This is a genomic window from Streptosporangium sp. NPDC000396, from assembly GCF_042898655.1.
Classification (GTDB): Bacteria; Actinomycetota; Actinomycetes; order Streptosporangiales; family Streptosporangiaceae; genus Streptosporangium.
The window spans coordinates 203,308-226,259 of sequence record NZ_JBIAZA010000016.1; the positions used below are offsets into that span (position 1 = coordinate 203,308).

Annotated in this window: 19 protein-coding genes; 11 read left to right on the forward strand and 8 right to left on the reverse strand. The window is 71.4% G+C overall.

Annotated elements, in window-relative coordinates; translation table 11 throughout:
- Positions 1–65: 65 nt before the first annotated feature.
- From ACFY2X_RS26075 to ACFY2X_RS26090, 4 genes are read right to left on the reverse strand one after another with little or no spacing between them, the layout of a single operon-like run.
- On the reverse strand, positions 66–1,397 hold the full coding sequence (locus ACFY2X_RS26075; RefSeq protein WP_389942306.1) for a hypothetical protein: 1,332 nt from the start codon (positions 1,395–1,397) through the stop codon (positions 66–68).
- A 39-nt stretch (positions 1,398–1,436) separates the two neighbouring features.
- Positions 1,437–2,942, reverse strand: coding sequence for a serine/threonine-protein kinase (locus ACFY2X_RS26080; RefSeq protein ID WP_389942309.1), 1,506 nt, complete (start codon positions 2,940–2,942; stop codon positions 1,437–1,439).
- Positions 2,935–4,614 (reverse strand): hypothetical protein, encoded by a 1,680-nt coding sequence (locus tag ACFY2X_RS26085; RefSeq protein ID WP_389942312.1) that lies wholly within the window; start codon positions 4,612–4,614, stop codon positions 2,935–2,937. The genes ACFY2X_RS26080 and ACFY2X_RS26085 overlap by 8 nt, the downstream gene beginning before the upstream one ends.
- Positions 4,611–6,218, reverse strand: a complete 1,608-nt coding sequence (locus ACFY2X_RS26090; protein WP_389942315.1) for a serine/threonine-protein kinase — start codon at positions 6,216–6,218, stop codon at positions 4,611–4,613. The genes ACFY2X_RS26085 and ACFY2X_RS26090 overlap by 4 nt, the downstream gene beginning before the upstream one ends.
- A 141-nt stretch (positions 6,219–6,359) precedes the next feature.
- Here ACFY2X_RS26090 and ACFY2X_RS26095 point away from each other — a divergent pair, with 141 nt between their 5' ends.
- The 3 genes from ACFY2X_RS26095 to ACFY2X_RS26105 all read left to right on the forward strand — a co-directional run bounded on the left by ACFY2X_RS26095 (position 6,360) and on the right by ACFY2X_RS26105 (position 9,900).
- Complete coding sequence (locus tag ACFY2X_RS26095) at positions 6,360–7,997, forward strand: class I adenylate-forming enzyme family protein (protein ID WP_389942318.1); 1,638 nt, start codon at positions 6,360–6,362, stop codon at positions 7,995–7,997.
- A complete protein-coding gene (locus ACFY2X_RS26100) occupies positions 7,994–9,199 on the forward strand; it encodes an acetyl-CoA acetyltransferase (protein ID WP_389942321.1) in 1,206 nt (401 codons plus the stop codon). The genes ACFY2X_RS26095 and ACFY2X_RS26100 overlap by 4 nt, the downstream gene beginning before the upstream one ends.
- 98 nt (positions 9,200–9,297) lie before the next feature.
- Positions 9,298–9,900, forward strand: a complete 603-nt coding sequence (locus tag ACFY2X_RS26105; RefSeq protein ID WP_389942325.1) for a class I SAM-dependent methyltransferase — start codon at positions 9,298–9,300, stop codon at positions 9,898–9,900.
- Positions 9,901–10,102: 202 nt separating this feature from the next.
- Here the strand turns inward: ACFY2X_RS26105 and ACFY2X_RS26110 are convergent, their stop codons facing one another.
- Complete coding sequence (locus tag ACFY2X_RS26110; RefSeq protein ID WP_389942328.1) at positions 10,103–10,633, reverse strand: hypothetical protein; 531 nt, start codon at positions 10,631–10,633, stop codon at positions 10,103–10,105.
- Positions 10,634–10,712: 79 nt separating this feature from the next.
- Here ACFY2X_RS26110 and ACFY2X_RS26115 point away from each other — a divergent pair, with 79 nt between their 5' ends.
- The gene (locus ACFY2X_RS26115) at positions 10,713–11,549 is read left to right on the forward strand and encodes a hypothetical protein (protein WP_389942331.1); all 837 of its coding nucleotides are present in this window, start codon (positions 10,713–10,715) and stop codon (positions 11,547–11,549) included.
- Positions 11,546–11,932 (forward strand): GntR family transcriptional regulator, encoded by a 387-nt coding sequence (locus ACFY2X_RS26120; RefSeq protein WP_389942333.1) that lies wholly within the window; start codon positions 11,546–11,548, stop codon positions 11,930–11,932. Before ACFY2X_RS26115 ends, ACFY2X_RS26120 begins: the two co-directional genes overlap by 4 nt.
- 219 nt (positions 11,933–12,151) lie before the next feature.
- Here the strand turns inward: ACFY2X_RS26120 and ACFY2X_RS26125 are convergent, their stop codons facing one another.
- Entirely contained in the window at positions 12,152–12,580 is a 429-nt protein-coding gene (locus ACFY2X_RS26125; RefSeq protein WP_389942335.1) for an ATP-binding protein, read from the reverse strand.
- On the opposite strand from ACFY2X_RS26125, the gene ACFY2X_RS26130 reads away from it, so the two are divergent.
- Both ACFY2X_RS26130 and ACFY2X_RS26135 read left to right on the forward strand, forming a co-directional pair.
- On the forward strand, positions 12,567–12,824 hold the full coding sequence (locus ACFY2X_RS26130; RefSeq protein WP_389942338.1) for a Scr1 family TA system antitoxin-like transcriptional regulator: 258 nt from the start codon (positions 12,567–12,569) through the stop codon (positions 12,822–12,824). The genes ACFY2X_RS26125 and ACFY2X_RS26130 overlap by 14 nt on opposite strands.
- Positions 12,817–13,023 carry a DUF397 domain-containing protein gene (locus ACFY2X_RS26135; RefSeq protein ID WP_389942341.1) on the forward strand — a complete coding sequence of 69 codons (207 nt, stop codon included), beginning with the start codon at positions 12,817–12,819 and terminating at the stop codon, positions 13,021–13,023. The genes ACFY2X_RS26130 and ACFY2X_RS26135 overlap by 8 nt, the downstream gene beginning before the upstream one ends.
- 66 nt (positions 13,024–13,089) lie before the next feature.
- On the opposite strand, the gene ACFY2X_RS26140 is transcribed toward ACFY2X_RS26135, so the two are convergent.
- Positions 13,090–13,938 carry an arylamine N-acetyltransferase gene (locus tag ACFY2X_RS26140; protein ID WP_389942344.1) on the reverse strand — a complete coding sequence of 283 codons (849 nt, stop codon included), beginning with the start codon at positions 13,936–13,938 and terminating at the stop codon, positions 13,090–13,092.
- A gap of 177 nt (positions 13,939–14,115) precedes the next feature.
- Between ACFY2X_RS26140 and ACFY2X_RS26145 the strand changes: the two genes are divergently transcribed.
- The 3 genes from ACFY2X_RS26145 (at position 14,116) to ACFY2X_RS26155 (ending at position 19,308) form a co-directional block, all read left to right on the forward strand.
- Positions 14,116–15,057: a GNAT family N-acetyltransferase gene (locus tag ACFY2X_RS26145; protein WP_389942347.1), complete on the forward strand. Its 942-nt coding sequence runs from the start codon at positions 14,116–14,118 to the stop codon at positions 15,055–15,057.
- A 105-nt stretch (positions 15,058–15,162) separates the two neighbouring features.
- Positions 15,163–15,852 carry a response regulator transcription factor gene (locus ACFY2X_RS26150; protein ID WP_389942350.1) on the forward strand — a complete coding sequence of 230 codons (690 nt, stop codon included), beginning with the start codon at positions 15,163–15,165 and terminating at the stop codon, positions 15,850–15,852.
- Positions 15,853–15,897: 45 nt separating this feature from the next.
- Positions 15,898–19,308 (forward strand): DUF4153 domain-containing protein, encoded by a 3,411-nt coding sequence (locus ACFY2X_RS26155; protein ID WP_389942353.1) that lies wholly within the window; start codon positions 15,898–15,900, stop codon positions 19,306–19,308.
- Between the two features lie 68 nt (positions 19,309–19,376).
- On the opposite strand, the gene ACFY2X_RS26160 is transcribed toward ACFY2X_RS26155, so the two are convergent.
- On the reverse strand, positions 19,377–21,092 hold the full coding sequence (locus ACFY2X_RS26160; protein ID WP_389942356.1) for a glycosyl hydrolase family 8: 1,716 nt from the start codon (positions 21,090–21,092) through the stop codon (positions 19,377–19,379).
- 274 nt (positions 21,093–21,366) lie between these two features.
- On the opposite strand from ACFY2X_RS26160, the gene ACFY2X_RS26165 reads away from it, so the two are divergent.
- The gene (locus ACFY2X_RS26165; RefSeq protein ID WP_389942359.1) at positions 21,367–22,890 is read left to right on the forward strand and encodes an amidohydrolase family protein; all 1,524 of its coding nucleotides are present in this window, start codon (positions 21,367–21,369) and stop codon (positions 22,888–22,890) included.
- Positions 22,891–22,952: the final 62 nt, after the last annotated feature.

Genomic DNA, 22,952 nt, shown 5'->3' on the forward strand with positions numbered 1-22,952 from the left:
CCGGGTGAGCACGGCTCTCGCGGCGGGCGCGGCCGTGTGACGGTACCTGTCCCGCGTACTCCCGTTCAGCGGGTCCGGCTGAGGGTTTCGAGGATCCACCGGGTGGTCTGGAACGCGCCCTGGCGAGTGCTGCCACTGGCGTCCTCGCCACCGCCGCGCTGGTACTGGACGACGACGACGAGGTTGGCCGCGCGGAAGACCACCCCGGTGCAGTAGGTGAGATCGTTCGTCACCTCGAAGGTGTAGGCCTCCGAGGCGATCCCGGGTACGGCCCGCGCGGGCTTGGCCACGGTCAGCGAGAGGCCCGCCGCCGACCTGGTCTTGCCGCTCTCCTGTGCGAGGAAGCGCGCGTAGGCGTCGTGGGCCCGCTCGCCCGAGGGATAGTGGAAGGTCTGGGTCCAGAGTAGATACTGGAGATTTCTGGGCTGGCCCGTGTTCTGGCTCTGCCAGGAACACCGGTTGTCGTCCCCCCTCGACGGGGCGGTCTCCAGGAACAGCCGGCCCATCTGCTCCTTGGAGATCAGGGCGCAAGGGTCGGGAGCCTTGGCGAAGGAGGCGGGGAGCGGAGGCGGACCGGCCGGAGGCGGCTCGGAGGGGCGGAGCCAGAGCCAGAAGGCGGCACCGGTCAGGAGCAGGACGGCCGCGACGGCCGCGGTGATGAGGGGCTTGCGGCGGGAGGCGGCGGAATGCGGGGCGATCCGCTCCAGGGTCAGGCGGACCGAGGTGGCGTCGGGGCGGAGGGCGGGATCGGCCGCCAGCAGGCCCTCCACGAGAGGGGACAGCGGGCCGGAACCGGTCGGGCTGGGGTCGGAAGCGGGGGCCAGGTCGGCGACGGGTGTTCCGTCCGGCATGCGAGGGGCGACCGGGGAACCGGTGTGCGGTGCCCGGCCCTCGACGGCGGTGAACAGGGTGGTGCCCAGATCCCGCAGGTCGTCGGCGGGGACGGGGCTCGCGACGCCGGTCAGCACGACCCGCCCGTCGGGCGTGAGCAGCACCGTGTCGGGGGTGGCGGCCAGGCGGATGCCTCGCGCGTGGGCGGCGGCCAGCGCGTCCATCACGCGCAGGCCGACCTCGGCCGCCCGCTCGGAGGGCAGCGGGCCGTCGGCGCGGACGGTCTGGATCAGCGAGCGGCCCTCGACCGACTCCAGGACCAGCCACATGCGGTCGGGGGCGGAGATCACGTCGTGGAGGGTGACGACGCCGGGATGCCGGAGGTCGGCCGCGGCCCGTATCTGGCCGATGAGCCAGTCACGGTGCGGGCCCAGAGGCGGGAGCCGTACCTCGGTGACGATGACGTCGCGGTGGAGCAGCTCGTCACGCGAGCGCCAGGTGGTGCCCGTGTGATCGCGGCGCTCCAGCAGCCGGTAACGGCCGGAGAGCAGGTTGGGATCGGTCATGCCAGGCGCTCCACACGAGACGCTCCGGTCCGGGGTGTCTCAGTCACGGCCGTTCAGCTCCTCGGCGATGAGCCGGGCGGTGCGCAGGGCGTGGCGGCGCAGCTCGGCGGAGGGGCGTTCGCCCTTCTCGGAGACGTTCACCTCGATCAGCAGGTTGCTGACCCGGAAACGGATGACGGAGTGGACCCGGTCGAGGACGCGAATCTCGTAGGCGAACGCCTCGGCGCCGACGTGGCCGACGTCCCGCAGCGGGCCGACCCCGCCGATGGGGTTGGTCCCCACATCGGCCTTGACCTTGGTGCGCTCGGCGGCGAAGAACGCGTGCGCCGTGTCCGGGCCGGTCTTTCCGGGCGTCGGCGTCCGGTGACCGAGAGCCACGCGGAGCTCGCGCGCGTCGGGCGCGCCTCTCCAGCTGCAGGAGGCCTCCTCGTCCCCCTTGGCCTCCATCCCGAAGGGGGTGGCGCTCGGTGCCACGGCCTGGCTCTCGGCGGTGGTCAGCAGGCCGCACGGGTCGGGGGCGGTGGCGAACCGGCCGACGCGTGGGTCGGGGCCGGTGGGTGACGCCGAGGGATCCTGGGGTCTGTCCATGGTCAGCAGGACCGTCGCGGCCACCGCGCCGGCCACCAGCGCCAGTCCCAGTCCGACGATCAACCCGATACGGCCGCGCGACCGCGACGCGGGTCTGTCCTGCCGGCCGGTCGCCGGGGAGAGCGGGCCGGCGGGCAGCCCCTGGGCGACCCGCTGCAGGGCCGTACGCAGACCGGCCTCCCCGGGGCGCTGCCGGGGATCCTTCTCCAGCATGGCGAGCAGCACCGGGGCCAGGTCGCCCGCCCTTGCGGGGAACGGCGTCTCCTCGGTGAGCACCGCGCCCAGGGTGGCGGCCGAGACGCCGCGATGGAACGGCCCCTGCCCCTCGACGGCCGCGTAGAGTGCCGCGCCCAGGGACCACAGATCGGCGGCCGGGCCGTCGCCGGTGCCGCGCAGCCGCTCAGGGGCGATGTAGCCGGGGGAGCCGACCAGCGCGTCCGGGGAGGTGAGCTGGACGTCACCCTCCAGCGTGGCGATGCCGAAGTCGGTCAGCAGCACCCCGCCGTCGTCGGCGAGCATGATGTTGGCCGGCTTCACGTCGCGGTGCATGATGCCCCGGCTGTGCGCCAGGGCCAGCGCGTCGAGCACGGCCAGCCCGACCGCGGCCGCCCGCCGGGGCGGGAGCGGCCCGTCGGCGCGCACGGTCTGCTGCAGGGAGCGCCCCCGGATCAGGTCCATCACGATCCATGGGCGGCCGTCCTGGGCGATGACGTCGTGCACGGCCACGATGGCGGGATGGCTCAGCCGGGCGGCGGCCCGCGCCTCGCGGAGCGTGCGCTCGCGCATCTCCGCGCGCTGCGCCTCGGGGAGGTGCGGGTCGAGCTTGACCTCCTTGATCGCCACCTCGCGGTGGAGCAGCTCGTCCCGGGCCTTCCAGACCACGCCCATCCCGCCCGCGCCCAGCCGCTCGACCGCGCGGTAGCGGTTCGCGAGCACGGGAAGCGACGGGTCAGCCATTGGTCTTCAGGGACTCGGTGAGCCAGCGAGCGGCCTTCTGGGCGCCCTGCGCGATCTCGCCGCCCCGGTCTTCCTTGACTCCGCCCCGTTCGTACGCGACTTCCGCGATCAGATTGCTGACCCGGAAGACCACGGTCACCTTGTAGGAGCCGCCATAGAGGTTGATCGAGTTGTAGCCGCCTGTGGTGAAGGCCTCCTCGCCTATCCCCTTCAGGTCCTGGGGCGGCTGGGGCTTGGGGGTGGCGAACTTGCCGTTGGTGACGAAGTCGTTCTTCTTGCCGGACAGGTATTCCTTCGCCCGCTGGACCCCGGAAGCGTCCTGCTTCTGGGCGACCAGCCGTATCCGGAGGTCGTACTTCTCCGGGCTGGGCTTGCGCCAGTCGTGCTGGTTGAGCCAGTCGCACGCGCCGGGTTCGACCTCGGAGCTGGTGAACCCCGGCACGAGCTCCTCCACCTGCTTGTCGTCGAGCAGGCTGCACGTCCGGGGCGCCGTGGCGAACCGGCCCCCGGCCCCGGAGGCGGGCTCGGCGACGGGGTCGCCCTTTCCGGAGTCGCCGAGCGCCGAGGTGAGCAGGACACCGATGGTGGCCGCCATGCCGACGAGGAGGACGCCGGTCAGCGCCACGACCGAGCGAGGCACGAGCACCCCGGCCCGACGGCCGGAACGTCCGGTGGGGCCGGTCGGGCCGTCCGGCCGGGCGGGGACGGGGAGAACCTCCCGCGACGGGCCGGAGGCGGGAACGAGCTCGCGCGAGGCGGGCGCGTCCGGGGAAGGCGAGGCCTGGAGGGGGGAGGCGCCCGGAGAGGGCGACGTGACCCCCTCCGCGCTGATGACGATCGGGTGCGGTGAGGTCTCCTCCGGGTTGTCGGAGAAGGGCGGGGGCGGAGTGATCGCGTCCGGACTGACGATGAGCGGGGGTGGAGTGGCCGCGTCCGGACTGACGATGACCGGGGGCGGCGTGCTCGTCTCCGCGTTGAAAGGCGGCGGCGCCGTTTCCGGGCCGGAGGGGAGCAGGGACGGTGAGGCCGTTTCCGGGCCGGAGGGCCGCGCGGGCGTCTCCGCCGCGAGGGGAGGCGGAGTCGTCTCCAGCTCGGAGGGGGTCAGGAGGGACGGCACGGGCGGCGCGTCCGCGGGCGCCGGAGACGGCGTGGCGGGGATCGTTCCGCCGCGGTTCTGGGAGATGTCGAGCAGGACGTTGCGTACGGTGCCGGGGTCGGGCCGCTGCGCGGGGTCGCCGGACAGGAGACCGAACAGGACCGGGGCGAGCGGGCCCGCGTTGTCGAAGGCCCCGCCGGGGGACGGCGGGCGTCCCTCCACGGCGGTGTAGAGGGTGGCGCCGAGCGACCACAGGTCGGCGGCCGGGCCCGTCACGCCCTCCGGAGCGGTGAAGGTCGGGGACCGGAAGGTCGGCTCCATGAGGACGATCTGGCCCTGCGGGCCCAGGAGCACCGAGCCGGGCCGTACGTCACCGTGGAGCATTCCCCGGTTGTGCACGGCCACGATCTGATCCAGCACGGCCAGGCCGACGACGGCGGCCCACTGCGGCACCGCCGGCCCGGAGCGTCCGATCACCTGCTCCAGCGAGATCTGCTCCAGCACGGCGGGGCTCACCGCTCCGGCGGGCCCGCCGGCGTGCTTGCCCTGCGATCGGGGGACGTCTGGATGGTTCATCGGCTCGCTTTCTGCTTGCTCAGCGCGTCCGCGGTCCAGGTGGCCACGGTGTGGGCGCCCGCCTGGACTGCGGCGCCGTCCTTGCTGCCGTTCACCACGGCGTAGCCCGCGTCGATGACCAGGTTGTCGACGCGGAACACCACGTGGCTCTGTTCCAGCCTGCCGGTCTTGCGGTTCTCGTAGTAGTCGTAGCCGAACGCCTCCTCGCCGACCGGCTTCACGCCCAGCGGGCCGGTCATGCGGGACGATCGGGGCCCGGCCTGGATGCCCGACCAGCTCCAGGCGTTCTGGCCGCTGGGCAGGGTGCTGTTGCGCCGGTTCACGAACAGCTCGTGAGCCTGGCGGGGGCTCTTGCCCCACTGCTTGTCCGTGCCCGACGGGTGCACTTCCAGGCCGACCCCGGGGGTCGTCCACTGGCAGCCTCCGTCGTTGGTCGGCTGTCCCGGGGCGCTCAGAGCGGGCAGGAGCTCCTTGACCTTGGCCGCAGGGACCAGCTTGCACATGTCCACCGGGGTGGCGAAGGCGCCCGGCTTCTCGCTGAGCCTGGCCGGCTTGTCCGGAGTCGCGGGGGCCGCGGTGAGGCGCATCACGCCCATGGTGGTCCCGATGACGGCCGCGACCACCGCCACCTCGACGGCCGCCCACACGGCCGCGCGCCCCCTGGGCGGAACGGGCGCCCGCACTGCGGGGACGGGGGCCGGTTCCGGACTGGGCGGGGGAGGCGTCGCCGCGGCCGGCTGGCCGGTGGTGAACTCCTGAAGGGCCTGGGCGACGGCGTCGAATCGGCCGAGGGCGAGCTCCTGGAGAGCTTGGGCGACGGCGTCGAAGGACGGCCGGGCCTCTGGCCGGGGGTCGAGCATGAGCGTCAGCAGCGGCCCCATGGGGCCCGCCCGCTCCGGTGGTCTGGGCGGTTCGGTGAGCACCCGGCTGATCGCCGAGATGGGGGTTTCCGCCGGATGCGGCGGCAGGCCCTCCACGGCGAAGTAGAGCGTGGCGCCGAGAGACCACAGGTCGGAGCGGGGGTCGCCCCGCTCGCCGCGGAGGCGTTCGGGGGCGATGTAGTTGGGCGAGCCGACGAGGCGGTTGGTGTGCCCGGCCGTCGCGTCGCCCTCGACGACGGCGATGCCGAAGTCGGTGAGGACGGCCCGGCCGGTCCGGGTGAGGAAGATGTTGCTCGGTTTGACGTCCCGGTGCACCACCCCGGCGGCGTGCGCGGCGACGAGCGCGCTGAGGACGCCCACGCCGACCCGGGCCGCCTGGTGCACCGGCAGCGGCTGCCTGCCGCGGACGGCCTGCTCCAGGGACGCGCCCGACAGCAGCTCCATGACGATCCAGGGCCGGTCCTGCTCGACGATCACGTCGTGGACGGTCACGATCGAGGGATGCTTGAGCCGGGCGGCCAGGTTGGCCTCGCGGAGCGCGGCGGCGCAGATCTCCTGCCGTTGGACGGGGTCCAGGTCCGCCGGAAGCCGTACTTCCTTGACCGCCACGTCCCGGCCGAGCGTCTCGTCGGCGGCGAGCCAGACCGTGCCCATACCGCCTTCGGCGAGGGGGTTGAGCAGCCGGTAGCGGCTCGCTAACAGTCGAGTGTCGATCCTGCTCACCTCGTTCGATGTCCTATCGAGCACAGAAACATAGCCACTTGAAGCCATATGGACCAATGAATGTGGATCATCTATCGCCCATTGACCCCTGGCTTCTGTTTTCGTAGTGTCGCGGGCACCCTCCCTAGCCTTGGAGCCGCGATGCATCGCCTGCACACGGAAGAGCGAATCGCCCGCTACACCGCCGACGGCTGGTGGACCGAGGACACGATCGACAGGCTGCTGCGCGCCCAGGTGAGCGCCCGGCCGGACACCGTCGCGATCGTGGACCCGCCCAACAAGGCCGACCTGCTGCCCGGCGACGTCAAGCGACTGACCTGGGCCGGACTCGACCGGGAGGTGGACCGGGTGGCCGGGGTCCTGCTCGGCCGGGGCGTCGGCGCGGGTGACGTGGTCGCGGTCCAGCTCCCCAACAGCGTGGAACTCGCGGTCACCTTCCTGGCCGTGATCCGGATCGGCGCGGTGGTCACCCCGTTCCCGGTGCAGTACCGCGAATACGAGCTGAACCAGCTCGGCGCGCTGGCCCGGGCGAAGGTGTTCGTCACCTCGACGGCGGCGGAGGGGCGGGCACCCGAGGGCGTCCCGGCGCTCCTCTGGGGCGGCGACCTCGACACCGCGACCGATGACCCCTCCATCGGCCACGTCTCCACCGGCTACGTCGCCGACCCTGCCGACCCTGTGACGATCTGCTGGACCTCCGGCACCGAGGCCACCCCCAAAGGCGTGCCGAGATGCCACTACGACTGGCTCGCGGTCGCGGCCACCTGCGCGGAGGCTCCCGGGCTCACCGCGGGCGACGTCATCCTCAACCCGTTCCCGATGGTCAACATGGCCGGGATCGGCGGGGTCTTCCTGCCCTGGCTGAAGACCGGCGCCGTGCTCGTCCAGCACCACCCGTTCGACCTGCCGACCTACCTGGGGCAGATCGCCCTCGAACGCGTCACCTACACCCTCGCCCCGCCCGCGCTGCTGACGATGCTCCTCCAGCAGGACGCGATCCTCGCCCAGACCGACCTGACCACGCTGACCCGGATCGGCTCCGGCTCCGCGCCGCTCCCGCCGCCGATGGTGAAGGGCTGGCAGGACAGGTACGGCATCGCGATCATCAACTTCTTCGGCTCCAACGAGGGCGTCGCGCTCCTCTCCGACCCCGTGCGCATGCCGGACCCTGAGGACAGGGCCCGCTTCTTCCCCCGGCCGGACGCCCCCGGCACCACCTGGCCCGGCACCCTCGGCGCGACCAGGACCAAGCTGGTCGACCCCTTCGGCAACGAGATCGCCGAGCCGGGGATCCCGGGAGAGCTCCGCCTGTCCGGCCCGACCGTGTTCTCCGGCTACCTTCCGGGTACGGCCCACGCGGACCCGTTCGACGACGAGGGCTACCTCAGGACCGGCGACGTGTTCGAGATCGCCGGAGACGGAGGGCGATACCTGCGCTACCTGGACCGGGCCAGGGATCTGGTCATCCGCGGCGGGATGAACATCGCCCCGGCCGAGCTGGAGTCGCTGATCGCCGGGCATCCGGCGGTGGCCGAGGTGGCGGTCGTCGGATACGCCGACGAGGTGCTCGGCGAGCGGGTCTGCGCCGTGGTCGCCCCCAGGCCCGGCCTGGCCGTGGACCTCGCCTCGGTCGTGGACTTCCTGCGGGAGAAGGGCATCGCCTCCTACAAGCTGCCCGAGCGCCTGGAGGTCGTCGCGGCGCTTCCCCGCAACCCCCTGGGCAAGATCCTCAAGAGGGAGCTGAAGGAGTCGCTCTCGGAGGCGGTGAGCGGCCGATGAGCACGGTTCACATCCTCGGCGGCCACCAGACGGACTTCGCGCGCAACTGGGCGGCCGAGGGGCTCGGCCTGTTCGACATGCTCAGGGAGTCGTGTCTCGGGGCGCTGGAGGCGGCGGCCGTACCGGCCTCCGAGATCCAGGTCGCGCACGTGGGGAACCTGGCCGGAGAGCTGTTCGCCGGACAGGCCCAGCTGGGCGGCATGATCGCCTCGATCGACCCGGCGTGGGCGGCGCTGCCCTCCTCCCGGCACGAGGCCGCCTGCGCGTCCGGGTCGATGGCGCTGCTGGCCGCGATGGCCGACCTGGAGGCCGGGCGCTACGACGTGGCCCTGGTGGCCGGGGTCGAGCTGATGCGAAACGTCGGGGCGAAACAGGCGGCCCGGCACCTCGGCAGCGCCGCATGGGCGGGCCGGGAGGCCTGCGACGCCGACTTCCCCTGGCCGAGCCTGTTCGCCGAGATCGTCGACGCGGTGGAGGCGCGCCACGGGCTCGACTCCCGTCACCTCGCGAGGATCGCGGAGATCAACCACGGCAACGCGCTGCGCAACCCGCTGGCCCAGGCGCGGGCGTGGTCGTTCCCCGAGGGCTGCTTCGGGCCGGACGACGCGCTGAACCCGGTGGTCGAGGGACGGCTGCGCAAGTATGACTGCGGCCGCATCACCGACGGCGCCTCGGCGGTGGTGCTGGTGTCCTCGCGGCATCCGGCGGCCTCGGGCAGACCGGTGATCTCAGGTTGGGGTCACCGGACCGCGCCGATGCTGCTGGCCGACAAGCTCCGGCTCTCCGAAGGCCTGCCGTACCTCTTCCCGCACCTACGCCAGGCCGCCCTGGACGTTTACGCCCGCGCGGGTCTGAGCGGTCCCGGGGACGTGGACGTCATCGAGACGCACGACTGTTTCACGATCACCGAGTACGTCGCGCTCGACCACCTGGGGCTGACCCCGCCGGGCGAGTCCTGGAAGGCGATCGAGTCCGGAATGATCGACTTCGACGGCCCTCTGCCGGTGAACCCGTCGGGCGGCCTGATCGGCCTCGGCCACCCGGTGGGCGCGACCGGGGTGCGGATGCTGCTGGACGCCTACCGGCAGGTCACGGGAACGGCCGGGGATTGCCAGGTCCCCGGGGCCCGCACGGCGCTCACGCTGAACATCGGCGGCAGCTGCACCACCGTCGCCGCCTTCGCCGTCACCCGGTCCTCTTGATCCGGGAAGTCACGCCTGGCGGGCAGAGGCGTGGCTCCCCGGAAAACGCGGATCGGGAACGGCGAGGCCGTACGGTCACCATGCGAGGATCGGGTGTCATGACAGCCGAGATCGAGCGGTGGAACCACAACATCCACTATCACCCGATGATCCTCAGGGCGGTGCCGGACGGGTGCCGGCGGGCTCTCGACGTCGGTTGCGGCGAGGGAATCCTGGCCCGTGAGCTACGCCGGACCGTCCGGCACGTCTCAGCCATCGATCTTGATGAGCCGAGCATCGAGCTGGCTCGGCGACACGATGCCGCCTCGGACATCGAATACCTCCTCGGCGACTTCCTCACCCATCCCTTCGAGCCCGCCTCATTCGATGTCATCACCTCGGTCGCGACGCTCCACCACATGGACGCGGCCGTGGCACTCGATCGGATGCGCCGGCTCCTCCGGCCCGGAGGGACGCTCGTCGTCGTCGGGGTCGCCCGCAGCCGGTTACCGGCCGATCTCCCCTATGAGGCCGCCGCCGTCTTTGGAAACCTGCTGTACAAGACGACTAAGACCTACTGGGAGCACTCGGCCCCGAAAGTCTGGTCGCCGCCGGAGACCTATGCGGGGATGCGGCACATCGCCGAAGGGGTGCTCCCAGGGGTGCGCTACCGGCGTCATCTTCTCTGGCGCTACTCCCTCATGTGGACCAAGCCGGCCTGAGGCGACACGGTGAGATGGTCACCCGCCGGTGCTCCGGCACCGTGACCATGCGAGCCAGCGGAGCCAATGGCCCGCCATCGAAAGTTGGCCGGGTAATTGATCTCGGTGGTGAACCCGTCAGGTGTGCTCCGCCCTAAGCTGGACCAGTTACCTGGCCAAGGCTGACTTCATGCTCGCCCTTCCGCCGTGCCCTCGGGGCTCGTCACCCACAGACGGTGTCCAGCACGGTGCGCTGCCAGTCCGGCAGCCGCTCTGTCCGCCACGGGACGTGGACCTCGCGGCCGCCGGTCGGACCATAGGCGACCATCTCCAGCCGCCATTCGCCGGTGGGCCGCCCACAGGGAACGTCCAGCTCCAGAACGAGTGAACGGTGTGTCCCAGCGGGCAGTTCCCAGCCCCAGCCGGGAAGGACCAGTGGCTCGGGGCCGTCGGCGAGGTGCGGCTCGATCGAGCGGACCGGCAGGGTCGTGCCTGGCGAGACCGAGGATGCAGTGGCCGCGACGAGGCCCTCATTGCGCAGGTCGACGTGGACTTTGACCTGGTGCTTGGCCGAACCTGGCTCGATCAGCGTCGGTGTGGCGCTCAGTCGGGGAGCCGCGATACCGGTCCACCAGGAAGCGACCGCGAGCAGAGCCATGATTGCCAGGATGAACGCGGTGACGACGGCTCGCCGCCGTGGCGTCCTGCGTGGCGCGATCAGAGCCCAGGTCTCGTCTGTGAGCGTCGGTGTCATTTGATCTCCAGCCGGGTAATTGTATTAATGTATTGATACACTTAGTGCAGTCGTGATGCAACGTCCGGAGGTCCATGCCATGTCACCCCTCGTGCAGCTCGCCATCTCGCTCGCATGGCTGTTCGCCGTGCCGACGTTGCTGTTGCTGGCCGGGCTGAGACCGGTCGGCAGACCCCGGCTGGCGGCTTTCGCGAGCCAGTACGGCGTCACCGTCACGGTGGACAACGGGCCCTTCCTGATCGGCTATCTGGCCAGGACGACGCGCTGGCGTGCGATCGGCGGCGCGGCCGGGTGGCTGACGGCGACCGTCCTCCCCCTGCCGGGCGGCTCCCTTCTCGGAGCCGCGGTGGGTTATCTGCTGGGCGCGCTCGCGGCCGAGTTTCGCACGTCGGCGCGTCTGATCACGCCTGCCGGGCCCCGACGGGCGGCGCTGGAGATCCGCCGCTCGAAGGACTATGTGTCCTGGGTCGACCGGTGGGGACCGGCGCTCACTGTCGTGGCGGTCGTCTTTCAGGCGGGGAGCTATCTCATCTGGCCGAGTCGGCTGGAGGCGCACGAGGTCGCGGGTGCGGCGATCGCGGCGGGAGGCCTCGTCATGGCCGGGTTGGCACTGCTCATGTGGGCCTCACGATGGCTGGTCACGCGGCGCGCCCAGCCGCTGGTCTCCCCCGAGCTGAGCGCGGCCGACGACGCGGTCCGGGCCAGCTCGCTGCAGGCCATCGGCGGTGTCGCTCTGACGTTGATGTGCCTGGTCGCCTCCGGCGTGACATGGGGCATCGCGCAGAACCTCGCCGCTCCGGCGCCGTTCAGCTGGGTCTCCACCCTGCTGCCGTACCTCCTGGTCGTGGCCGCCGTTTATGCCAGAGTCGCAGGCAGCATGCGGGCACACCGCGTCAGGAGGAGGTGGGCGGCGTGATCGTCGAGATCGACCCGGACGCGCTCGCTCCGCCGTACGAACAGCTGCGCGGGCAGATCGCCGCGCTGATCCGCAGCGGCGAGCTGGCGGCGGGCGCGCGGCTGCCGAGCATCCGCCAACTCGCCAGAGACCTCGACCTGGCCTCGGGGACGGTCGCGCGGGCCTACCGGGAGCTGGAGAGCGCCGGATATCTACGCAGTCGGGTGGGCCAGGGCACGGTGGTGCGCGGGGTGCCCGAGCTGGCCGAGCACGAGCGCGGCGAACGTCTGGCGGAGGCGGCGCGGGCCTACGCGATGACAGTACGCGAACTCGGCGTCGACCTCGATGCCGCCCTGGCCGCGGTCCAACGGCAGATCGTGGGACAGGGGGACGGCTGCCAATGACCTGTCACGCAGCCTCGGTCGGGTAACTGGTTCGGCTTCGGATGGGTGAACTCGCGGCGAAGTCGGTCGGCGAGCCACCATCACCGCCAGAGATCGCAGAGACGGCCAGTCTGACGGGTTCGCCTCCCGAGATCAATCATCCGGTCGAGGCTCGGTGACGTGCCACTAATGCGGTGCCGGGAGGGACGATCTCAGACCGATTCCTTCCCGGCGCCCGTGCTACATCCGCGTGCGAAGCTTGCCGTCCGGCAGATGGAACCAAACGGCGTTGCCCGCCTCATCGTCCTGGTGAGTGCCCCAATCGGCCGCGAGCACGTCCACCATGAACAGCCCGCGTCCGCCGTCGCTGTCGATCTCGGCCATGCGGATGAAGGGGACGCTGCCTGCCGACCCATCGTCGATCACCTCGACGTGGACCACGCCGCCGCCGAGACCCAGACAGACCATTACGGACCCGTCGGACCTGCGTCCGGAGTCGGAATGAATCACTGCGTTGGTGACGACCTCGCTCAGCAGGAGCACCACGTCGTCAAGGGTGGTCTCGGGCACCTTCCTGGTCAGCAGGTCGCGGGCCCACAGGCGTGCGGTCGACACCGAATTGGAGGCGCTGTTGATCGCAGCACGACGCCCTAACGTGACGATCCGCATCCTTCCCTACAGCGCCGGAGCACACGCCGGGCTGGAGGGAGCGTTCACCGTCCTTTCCTTCTCGGAAGAAGTCGATCCCGACGTCGCCTACGTGGAAGGCACCGCCGGTGATGTATATGTCGAGAGTTCAGATCAGGTAGATCGCTATAAAATGGCATTTGCGCGCATCTGCGATGCGGCTCTACCCCCGGAGGAATCCATGGGGCTGATCGCCGACGCCAAGGAACGGCTGGCCCATGACTGACCTATCGAAGGCCGACTGGCGCAAGAGCAGCCAGAGCGGCAGTGGCAACAACTGTGTCGAGGTGGCCGACAATCTCCCCGGCATCGTGGCCGTCCGGGACAGCAAAGACCCTCAGGGACCAGCCCTGATCTTTCCCCCCGACGGGTGGCGAGCCTTCATCGGCGGCGTCAAGAACGGGGAGTTCGACGCCCTGGCTTGAGGTCGTTCCCGGGGCAGGCGCGTTCTGCGCCGGGGCCGCCTCGTCAGGCGATCCAGACCCCGCCGATCAGCGCCGGCCGGCCCACCGCTCGTGGGCGGTCCACAGGCGCTGCCACAGTTTGGCGCGTTCGGCGGGGGTGACGTCGTCCAGCGGGAGGGCGAAGACGTCGGCCAACATTTCGAAGTAGTCGTGCTCGGTCTCCACGATCTGGGTGTGCTCGCGGTCGCCGAGACGGGTGAGGACCAGGCCTCGCAGGATGTCGGCGCCTCCCGCGTCGCGTCGCTGGACCGTGGCCACTCGCACGAAGCCGGACTCGGGTGAGGTGGACAGGAACTCGTGCATCGCGGCGAACGCCGACATCTCCGCGGGCTCAGGGCGGAAGTCCATGCCGAGGAAACTGCCGCGCGGGTCGTGGTCGAACCGCCACCCGCCGGGCTCCGCCTCGGAGGGGCGCAGGCCGTAGGTGAAGGGCCCCTGCCGGTAGACGCCCTCGACGAGCGGGAGCGGGTCATGAAGCCCGTCGCCGAGGCCCTGGTCGACCAGCCACTCGCCGCCGGGGTTGTCAGGGCCGGGCAGGCCGGAGACCGTGAGCACGAGATGGTTGCCGCGGGCGCCCGCCGGGGTCTCGGCGTCGTTCTGCACTCCGCCGAAGTGGCGGGTCACCCGGTAGCCGAGCGCCTCCAGCAGCAGGGAGAACGCCCCGTTGAGGTGGTAGCAGTAGCCGCCGCGGCCACGGATGATCCTCGTGGCCGACTCCGTGGGGTCCACGGTCGTCGGGCGGCCCAGCCAGATCTCCAGGTTCTCGTACGGCACGCGCTCCACGTGCGCCCGGTGCAGCAGGCACAGTGTTTCCGCACTGGGCGGGCCGTCGATCTTTACCCTGAGCCTGCGGAGATAGGCGCTGATGTCGATCACTTCGCCACGATAGCGCCGGATTATCTGGTTGAGACGGGGTGAATCCATCGATACTCTGGCGGTCCCTTCGAGCAAGAGGAGGTGAGGAGCAGATGTTCGCCAACCTGGTCACGCGCTCCCGCCTCGGGCGACAGGCCGCCTGAGATCCGGGGAGCGCACGCTTTCTGGAGTTTTGACTTGTCTGACCTGCTTTTCCGTCCGCTCGAAGCGGACGAGTTCGACCTGTTCCACAGCTACGGCCCGCTGCCGGCCTCCGGTGTCGGCGCGCGTAACCTCCCCTTCGAGGAGCTGGGCTACCGGCACGATTGGGTCTGGGTCGCGCTGCGCGACGGCGAGGTGGTCGCTCGGGCCGCGTTCTGGGGGCCGCCCGGCCACGAGCACCCCTTCAGCCTCGACTGGTTCGACCTGGGAGTCGGCCCCGACCGGATCGAGGTGGGTGCCGCCCTGCTGCGGGCCGCCTACGCCGAGCTGGTCACTCCCGAATACGCCACACCCTCCGGTGAGCGCCCCGACTACCACCTGTTCCTGCCGAGCGACTGGCGCGAGCGGCCGGACGCCCTCGCCGACGCCACCGACCGGATCGAGGCGGCCGAGAAGGCGGGGCTGCGGCGGTTCGTGGAGCGGCTCAACCTGCGCTGGATCCCCGAGTACGGCCTGCCGCCCAGGTCCACCCGGCTGACCTTCACCCCTGCGGCCGACGACGCGCCGGTCCTGGAAGTGCTGGCTGGGCTCTTCACCGACAGCCTGGACGCCTATGCCCGGCGTGACCTCGACCAGCACGGCCTGCGACGGGCCGCCGAGGTCATCCTGGAGGAGATCGCGGACTTCCCCGGCGGGCGCGACCGCTGGCGGCTGGCCCATGACCGGGCCGGGAAGGTGGTCGGCGTCGTGATGCCCACCCGCAACTCCCGGTTCGCGACGATCGGCTACATGGGAGTGCTTCCCGAGCACCGCGGCAACGGATACGCCGACGACCTGGTCGCCGAGGCGCTGCACATCTTCGCCGCCGAGGGTGAGCCCGAGGTCAGGGACAACACCGACGTGGGCAACGCGCCCATGGCGGCCTCGTTCGCCCGGATCGGCTACCGGATCACCGGCCGGCGGATGATCCTCGCCTGATCCCGGTGGGGCCCGTGCTCACATAGGGGGCCCCACCTCAAGGGTGCGCGAAACCTTCACAATTCACCGCAGGTCGTCTGCACAGCTCCGGTCTACGCTGCCGACATGGCAACCCCTCAGCAACGACGTGTCCTCGTAGTGGAGGACGACGAGACGATCGCGCGGGCCGTACGGCACCGGCTGACAGCCGAAGGCTTCGACGTCCAGGTCGTCGGGGACGGCGAGGGCGCGCTCGCGGCCTATGCGAGAACCGGGCCCGACGTGGTGGTGCTCGACCGGTTGCTGCCCGGTCTCGACGGGCTGGAGGTGTGTCGGCGGATGCAGGCGGCCCGGCCGGTGCCGGTGCTCATGCTCACCGCGCTGGGGGAGGAGACCGACCTGCTGGTGGGGCTCGGGGTCGGTGCCGACGACTACATGGCCAAGCCGTTCAGCATGCGCGAGCTGGTGGCGCGGGTGCACGCGCTGCTGCGGCGGGTGGAACGGGCCTCCCAGCTCGCCGTGGCGGACACGGTCATCCGCGCCGGCGACATCGAGATCGACACCGCCGAGCGCCGGGTCTTCGTGCGGGGCTCCGAGGCTCAGCTGACCCGGACCGAGTTCGACCTGCTCTGCCGCCTCGCCGAGCGTCCGGGCCAGGTGTTCGAGCGGGAGCGGCTGCTCGCCGACATCTGGGGATTCTCCGAGGCCGCCGCCACCCGCACGGTCGACAGTCACGTGCGCGCCCTGCGCCGCAAGCTCGGCCCCGGTGTCGTGCGGACCGTCCACGGGGTCGGCTACGCCCTCGTCCGCCGGTGAACCGGCTCCCGCTTCTCTCACTCGAACATTGGGATGAATCGTTCATTGAGACCTCTCGACTTCCTGGGCCGGATCAAGGTCAAGCTCGGCATGGTGATCGTCCTCGCCGTGGGGGCGGCGTTCGTCGTCAACGAGGTGGGCATCAACGCCGGTTACTCGCGGAACACGCGCGTCGCGGTGGCCGTGGTGCTGGCCCTGATCATGGTGCAGCTGCTCGCGTGGGGAATGACCAAGCCGCTGCGCGAGATGGCCGCCGCCGCGCAGACCATCGCCAAGGGACGCTACGACCTGCGGGTCACCGCGACCTCCCGTGACGAGGTCGGCGAGCTCGCCCGCGCCTTCAACGCCATGGCCGCCGATCTGGGCGAGGTGGACCGGCAGCGGCGTGAGCTGGTGGCCAACGTCAGCCACGAACTCCGCACGCCGATCACCGCGCTCCGGGCGGTGCTGGAGAACGTGGTGGACGGCGTCTCGGCGCCCGATCACGCCACGCTGGAGACGGCGCTGGCCCAGACGGAGCGACTCGGCCGGCTTGTCGCCCAGCTGCTGGACCTGTCACGGCTGGAGTCGAGGGCCCGGCTGATCGAGATCGAGGACGTCGAGCTCGAACCGCTGTGCGGCCAGGCACTGCGCGAGGCCGTGCTGGCCAACGACGAGGTCACGGCCCGTTGCGAGGTCCCCGAGGGGCTGAGCGTCCGCGTCGACCCCGACCTGCTGGCACAGGTGCTGGCGAACCTCCTGGACAACGCGGTACGGCACAGCCCCGACGGCGGGACCGTGGTGCTGTCCGCGGCCGCCCGGGGTGACGGGGTACGGCTGCGCGTGACCGACGAGGGACCGGGCATTCCGGCCGAGGAACGGGCGCGGGCGTTCGAGCGCTTCTCCCGCCTGGACGCCGGTCGGGCCGCCGACGGCGGCGGCGCCGGCCTCGGGCTGGCCATCGTCAAGGAGATCGTCGAGCTTCACGGCGGCTCCATCCATGTCGAAGACGGCGTCGGCTGCCGCATCGCAGTCGATCTTCCTGAAAGGACCGCCATGGGCATCCCATCCGGTTCGTCGAAGCCGGACCTCCCTGGGACCTCCGTCGCCTCCGAGCCTCCTTCGCCTTCCGGCTCCGAAGCGGCCGAGCCGCTTCCGGCCTCTCGGGGGGGCTTCGAGCCCGGGCAGAAAGCCGCGGTGCCGGTTCCGGTCTCTTCCATCGCTTCCGAGCCTGGACACGTGGGCGCTGCTCTCCCGGTCGCCGTGCCGGTCCCGGATCCTTCCGCCGGTCCCGAGCATGGGGCAGGTGTTTCCGGAGCGTCCGATGGTCCCGAGCTCGGGGCAGGTGTTTCCGGAGCGTCCGCGGGTCCCGAGCATGGGGCAGGCGTTTCTGAACCGTTCGCCGCGGAGGCGGCCGAGCCGGTTCCCGTTCCCTCGGGGGCTCCCGGATCCGGTCACGCGGATGCTCCCGCGCCCGCCGCGTCCCAGGCCGCCGGGACCCTCCCCGCTCCCGTCCCGGCCTTTCCCCCCGCGCCCGTGCTCCGTCACTCGCCCGCACCCTCCGCTCAGCCTCCGGCACGCAACTGGGGCGGGGCGGTCGCCGGGGTCATCATCGGCGGGCTCATCGGCCTTGTCTGCGGCGTGGGCGTGGGTATCGTCGTCGGGGTCGTCGAGCCGATGCTGGGTGCCCTGGCGGGCGCCGGCATCACGGTGCTCGGAGGCTTCGTCGGCACGGTCATCGGCGCCACCTCGGTCTCCGGTGACGCCTGGAACCGCCATGAGTCGCTCGCCCATCTCCCGTCGGCGGGGACGCCCGCCTCGGGGCGCCTCGCCGTACCGGCGCCGGAGGGCGCGGAGGCGGGCGCCGGGCCCGCGGCGGGGACCGAGGGGGCGCGCGGGAACCTCTCGCCGGAAACGAGACCCGTGGGCGCCGCGCAGCAGCCGAGACCGGACACGGGGAACGTGCCCCATCCGTACGGGGCCGGTGGACCGCCCGGGACATACGTGGCCCCGCCGATCTTCCCTCGCCCGGATCTGCCGGACACGCCCCGATGGGTGCTGCCGGCCTGCGCCGTGGTCGGGCTCCTCGCGGCGATCGCGCTGCCGTACAGCGCCATGGGGCTGGGATTCGTGCTGGTCGCGGTCGCCCTGGGGGCGGCGGCGCTGCCGGCCGTGCGCGGGAGGATCACCCCGTGGTCGGCGGGGATGGGGCTGATCGCGTACGGGCTGGTCGCGGTGGCGATGTTCAGGGACGCGGACTGGCTGGTGGGACCGCTCCTGCTGGCGGGGTTCCTGGTGGCAGCGCTCGCCCTGTCGGGGGCCGGGCGTGGCTGGCTCGCGGTGGCCAGGGGCGGTGCCTCGGTCGCACTGGGGTTGCTGCCCGTCCCCTGGTTCCTGGCCGCGTCGGTGAAGGGGACGGCGCTGCGCAAGCGGGTGGTGCCCGTTCTCGTCGGGGGCGCCCTGAGCGTGGTGCTGCTGGTGGTGTTCGGGGCGCTGTTCGCCTCGGCGGACGCGGTCTTCGCCAAGGTCGTCGAGCGGGTGTTCCTCGCCCAGGACTGGGCGGAGTCGGCGCCGCTGCGGGTCCTGCTGTTCGCGGTCTTCGGCGTCCTGGCCGCCGCGGCCGTGCTGGTGGGCCTGCGGCCGGTGACCGAGCCGCAGCTCCCGGACCTGCGCCTGAAGGTGAGCCGCGGACTGTGGGTGACCCCGCTGGCCGCGCTCAACCTGCTGTTCGCGGTGTTCGTGGCGATGCAGCTGACGGTGCTGTTCGGCAGCTCCCGCTGGGTGGTGTCGGCGACCGGGCTGACCTACGCCGAGTACGCCCGCTCGGGGTTCTTCCAGCTCGTCGTGGTCAGCGTGTTCGTGCTGGCGATCGTGGCGGTCCTCGCGGGGGCGATCGAGCTCCGAGGGCGGGAGCGGTGGCTGATGGCCGTACTGCTCGGCCTGCTCTGCGCGCTGACCATGGTGATCCTGTTCTCCGCGCTGCACCGGTTGAACCTGTACGTCGAGGCCTACGGGTTCAGTCGGCTGCGGGCCTCGGTGGAGGCCACCATCTGGTGGCTGGGCGCGGTCTTCGCGCTGGTCCTGATCGCCGGTGCGGTGCGGCTCACCCGGCGCGGGAACGCCGCGTGGCTGCCCAGGACCCTGGTCGCGATGACAGGGGTGGCGCTGCTGGTGTTCGCGGCGTGGAACCCGGACCTGCGGGTCGCCGAGACTCAGCTCGCCGTCCGGGGCGTGGACCGGATCGACCAGGACTACCTGGGGGACCTCGGGGCGGAGGCCGTACCGGCACTGGACCGGCTGCCGGAACCGACCCGCAGCTGCGTGCTGCGGGATGTGGTCCGGGCCAACGGCCTGGACGCGCCCGACCCGTGGAACGGCTGGAACCTCGCCCGGGAGCAGGCGAGGCGGGTGCTCCAGCAGCGGCCGGTGCGTGCCGGTGTCACCTGCGGCGACCTGTCGTCGCGCCTTCCCGGCTGATCCTTGCGGACCACGACCGGCGCGGTACGGCTCCCGCCCGCGGGCGGGAGCCGTACCGCGCTGTGAGGTCAGGGCACCCAGTGGTTGCCGGTCACGGTGATCATGACCTGGAGCTGGACGCTGGTCGAGTAGTAGTCGTCGGAGGTGAAGGGGGTGTTCAGCATCTTGTTCCAGAGGGCGTCCAGCCAGGCCTGGCTGCCGGAGTCGGTCATCGCCGTCACCGCGAACGGGGCGAAGTAGGCCGGTGCGCTGCCGCTGGAGATCTGCGTGCCGTTGAGGGTGTAGCCGATGGCGATCTTGTTCGGGTCGCCGCCGGTCTTGCTCTTGATCCAGCCGTTCAGCTTGCGCGCGGCGGCGAGCGACTTGGCGTCGCCGCTGGTCACCGCGTCGTTGCCGATCCGCCACGGGTCACGGCAGGCGTTCCACCAGTACTTGCCGTCGTTGGGGTCCTCCAGGACCTTGCCCGGCGCGGGCTTCGGGGTGGTGTTGGTGTTGACCACGAAGTCGGCCAGCAGGCCCGTGTTCGCGGCGTAGTTCGCCTGCTGGGAGGCGATCAGGTTCTGGTGGTTGGTGCGGACGGTGTCCCAGGTCGCGTCGCCGGTGGCCTTACGGAACGCCCGGAAGTGGTCGATCATCCAGTCCGAGGAGCGGCTCATCCAGTACTCCGGGTCACCGGAGGAGGTCCAGTCGCCGAACTTCATCAGCTTGGTGGTCGGGTTGACCTCCCCGGCCTTGATCGCGTTGATGTGGTTGATCGCGAGCTGCTTGTAGTTGTACGTGCCCGAGCTGCCCCACTGCCGGTCGGCCAGGAGCAGGCCGTAGGCGACGTCGAGGTCGCCGTCGGTGGCCGAGTCGCTGCCGTCGACGCTCCTGCACGAGGTGTCCTGCTCGGCGGCGAGCAGGCCGGGGGTGATCGACGAGGGGTGGGCCAGGACGTATTTGACCAGGCCGTCGAAGATCTTCTTGGCGTCGGGGTCGGCTCCGGCCATGGTGGCGGTGACGACCATGCCGTAGCCCTGCGCCTCGGCCACATAGGGGTGGTCGGCGTCAGGGGAGATGATCTGGTACCAGCCGTTACCGCAGTTCTGCTTGACGAAGGCGGCCTTCCAGCGCTTGTAGTAGTCGATCACCTTCTGGTCGAGCGCGGCCTGGTCGCCGGTGGGGCGCAGCATTCCCGAGGCGTAGGGGAACGTGTGGCTGCCGAAGGGCACGCCCGGCCCGCCGGGGGTCGGGGTGGGAGTGGGCGTCGGGGTGACCGTCGGGGTCGGGGTCGGGTTTCCGCCGGTGCTGCCGTAGACCTCCATCTCGTACAGCGAGTAGCCGTAGGCGGTGCCGCGGGCCGTGCCGTACAGCCGCACGTAGCGGCCGGTGCCGGACAGGGAGAGGTCGTCGACGCCGCCGTCGCCGGTGGTGGTCGAGTAGACGTCGGCCCAGGCCGAGCCGTCGGCCGAGGTCTGGATTCTGTACGCCTTGCCGTACGCCGCCTCCCAGGTCAGCTTGACCCGGGAGATCGTGGCGGGCTGGCCGAGGTCGACGCGGATCCACTCGGGGTCGTGGCCTTCCGCGGAGGCCCAGCGGGTGGAGGCGTTCCCGTCGAAGGCGTTGGCCGGGCCCAGCGCGGAGCCCTCGACGGAGGAGGAGGTCGCCGGGCGGCCCTGGGAGAGCAGGGAGTCGGCGGCGAAACTCGGGGGTGCCGCCATCACGAGCACCGAGGCGATCAGTGCCAGTGCCGCGGCCAGCGCCGGGACGAGGACGATCGAGGGGCGATGGAGACGCGGTCTCACATGCACGGGGGGAGGCCCTCTCTGCGATTCATAGTTAGGAAACATTCCTAACTAGGAGGATGCCACCATTTATGGCGCGCCACGGTCAAGGGGAGCAGGGGGCCCAAATTCCGTGACCCCGGGTGCCGGCAGGCGGGTGGGAGACATGGTGCCGAGTTAAAACCCAGGGCCGGTTAACGATGGCCGAAGGATGCCGGAACAGATGCGAACGGCGGTGGAGCCACGGGCGTGTGCGAGATATACCGGACCAGCCGCGAATGATTGAATCCTGATCATGCCATTCGATGTGCTGGTCAAGGACGGCTGGGTGCTGGACGGCACGGGCTCTCCAGCCTTCCGGGCGGATGTCGGCATCATCGGAGACGAGATCACCGCGGTGGGCCGGCTGACCGGCATGGAGGCCGCCACGGTGATCGACGCCACCGGCCGTCACGTCATGCCCGGCCTGATCGACTGTCACGCCCACGGTGACGCCCTGGTCTACGACCCGCAAGTGCAGCTCGCCGCGCTCCGCCAGGGTGTGACCACGTTCGTCCTGGGCCAGGACGGCCTGTCCTTCGCGCCCGCGTCCACCCCGGAGACCTTCGCCTACGCCACCCGCTACTTCGCGGCCGTCAACGGCGCCCACCCGTCGGCCGACGGGCCGCTCAGCGTGCGGGAACTGCTGGCGGGCTACGACCGGGCGACCGCGCTGAACACCGCCTACCTGCTGCCGCACGGCACGATCCGCTACGACGTGATGGGCGCGGCCGAGCGGACCGCGACCTCCGACGAGCTGGCCGGGATGCTCGCGCGCGTGGAGCGCGGCCTGTCGGAGGGGGCGGCGGGGCTGTCCACCGGCCTGGAATACGCCCCGGGACGCTACGCCGACACCGAGGAGATCGCCGCGCTCTGCGCTCCACTGGACGGCCTGCCGTATGTCACGCACATGCGCGCGTACGGCGCGCAGGCGGGCAAGGGCATGGCGGAGGTGGCCGACATCGCCCGGCGGTCGGGCGTCGCCGTGCACGTCTCGCACTACCACGGTCCGGCGTCCACCCTGCTGCCGCTGGTGGAGGGGATCCGCCTCGACGGGCTGGACATCACCTTCGACACCTACCCCTACCTGCGGGGCAGCACGATCCTGGCGATGGTGGCGCTGCCGTCGTGGATCCCCGCCGCCGACACCGACCGGGCCCTGGAGATGCTGAGGTTCGGGCCGGTCGAATGGGATCCCGAGCTGTGGCCGAGGGTCACCCTCTCCCACGTGCCCGGGGAGGAGTGGGCCGAAGGGCTGTCGCTTCCGGCCGCCGCGGCCGAGGCCGGGCTGGAGCCGGGCGAGTTCTGCAGGAAGATCCTGCTCAGCACCCGGCTTGAGGCCGGTTGCGTGCTGGCCCGCCCGGACGAGGGCCCCGAGGGCGAGGCGTCGGTCCGCGCGATCCTGCGTCACCCGGGTCACACGGGCGGCTCCGACGGCATCTACGTCGGGGGGCACCCCCACCCCCGTGGCTACGGGGCGTTCGCCCGCATGCTCGGCCACCACGTCCGCGAGACCGGCGACTGGACCCTGGAGCAGGCCGTCGTCCACCTCTCCTCACATCCGGCCCGCCGCTTCGGGCTCCCCGGCCGGGGCCTGATCCGCCCGGGACAGGCCGCCGACGTCGTCGTCTTCGACTCCGAGGCGGTCGCCGACCAGGCCACCTACGCCGCCCCGCGGACCCTGGCCACCGGCGTCGACGACGTCCTCGTCTCCGGCGTTCCCGTCCTCGCCGGGGGGCGGCTCACCGGGGCCACCCCCGGCCGGGCCCTGCGGCCCTGAGCCGGGGCGCGACCCTGGGGAACCGGATGGTGCGGTCCTGAGGGTAGGGTCCACGAAAGTCG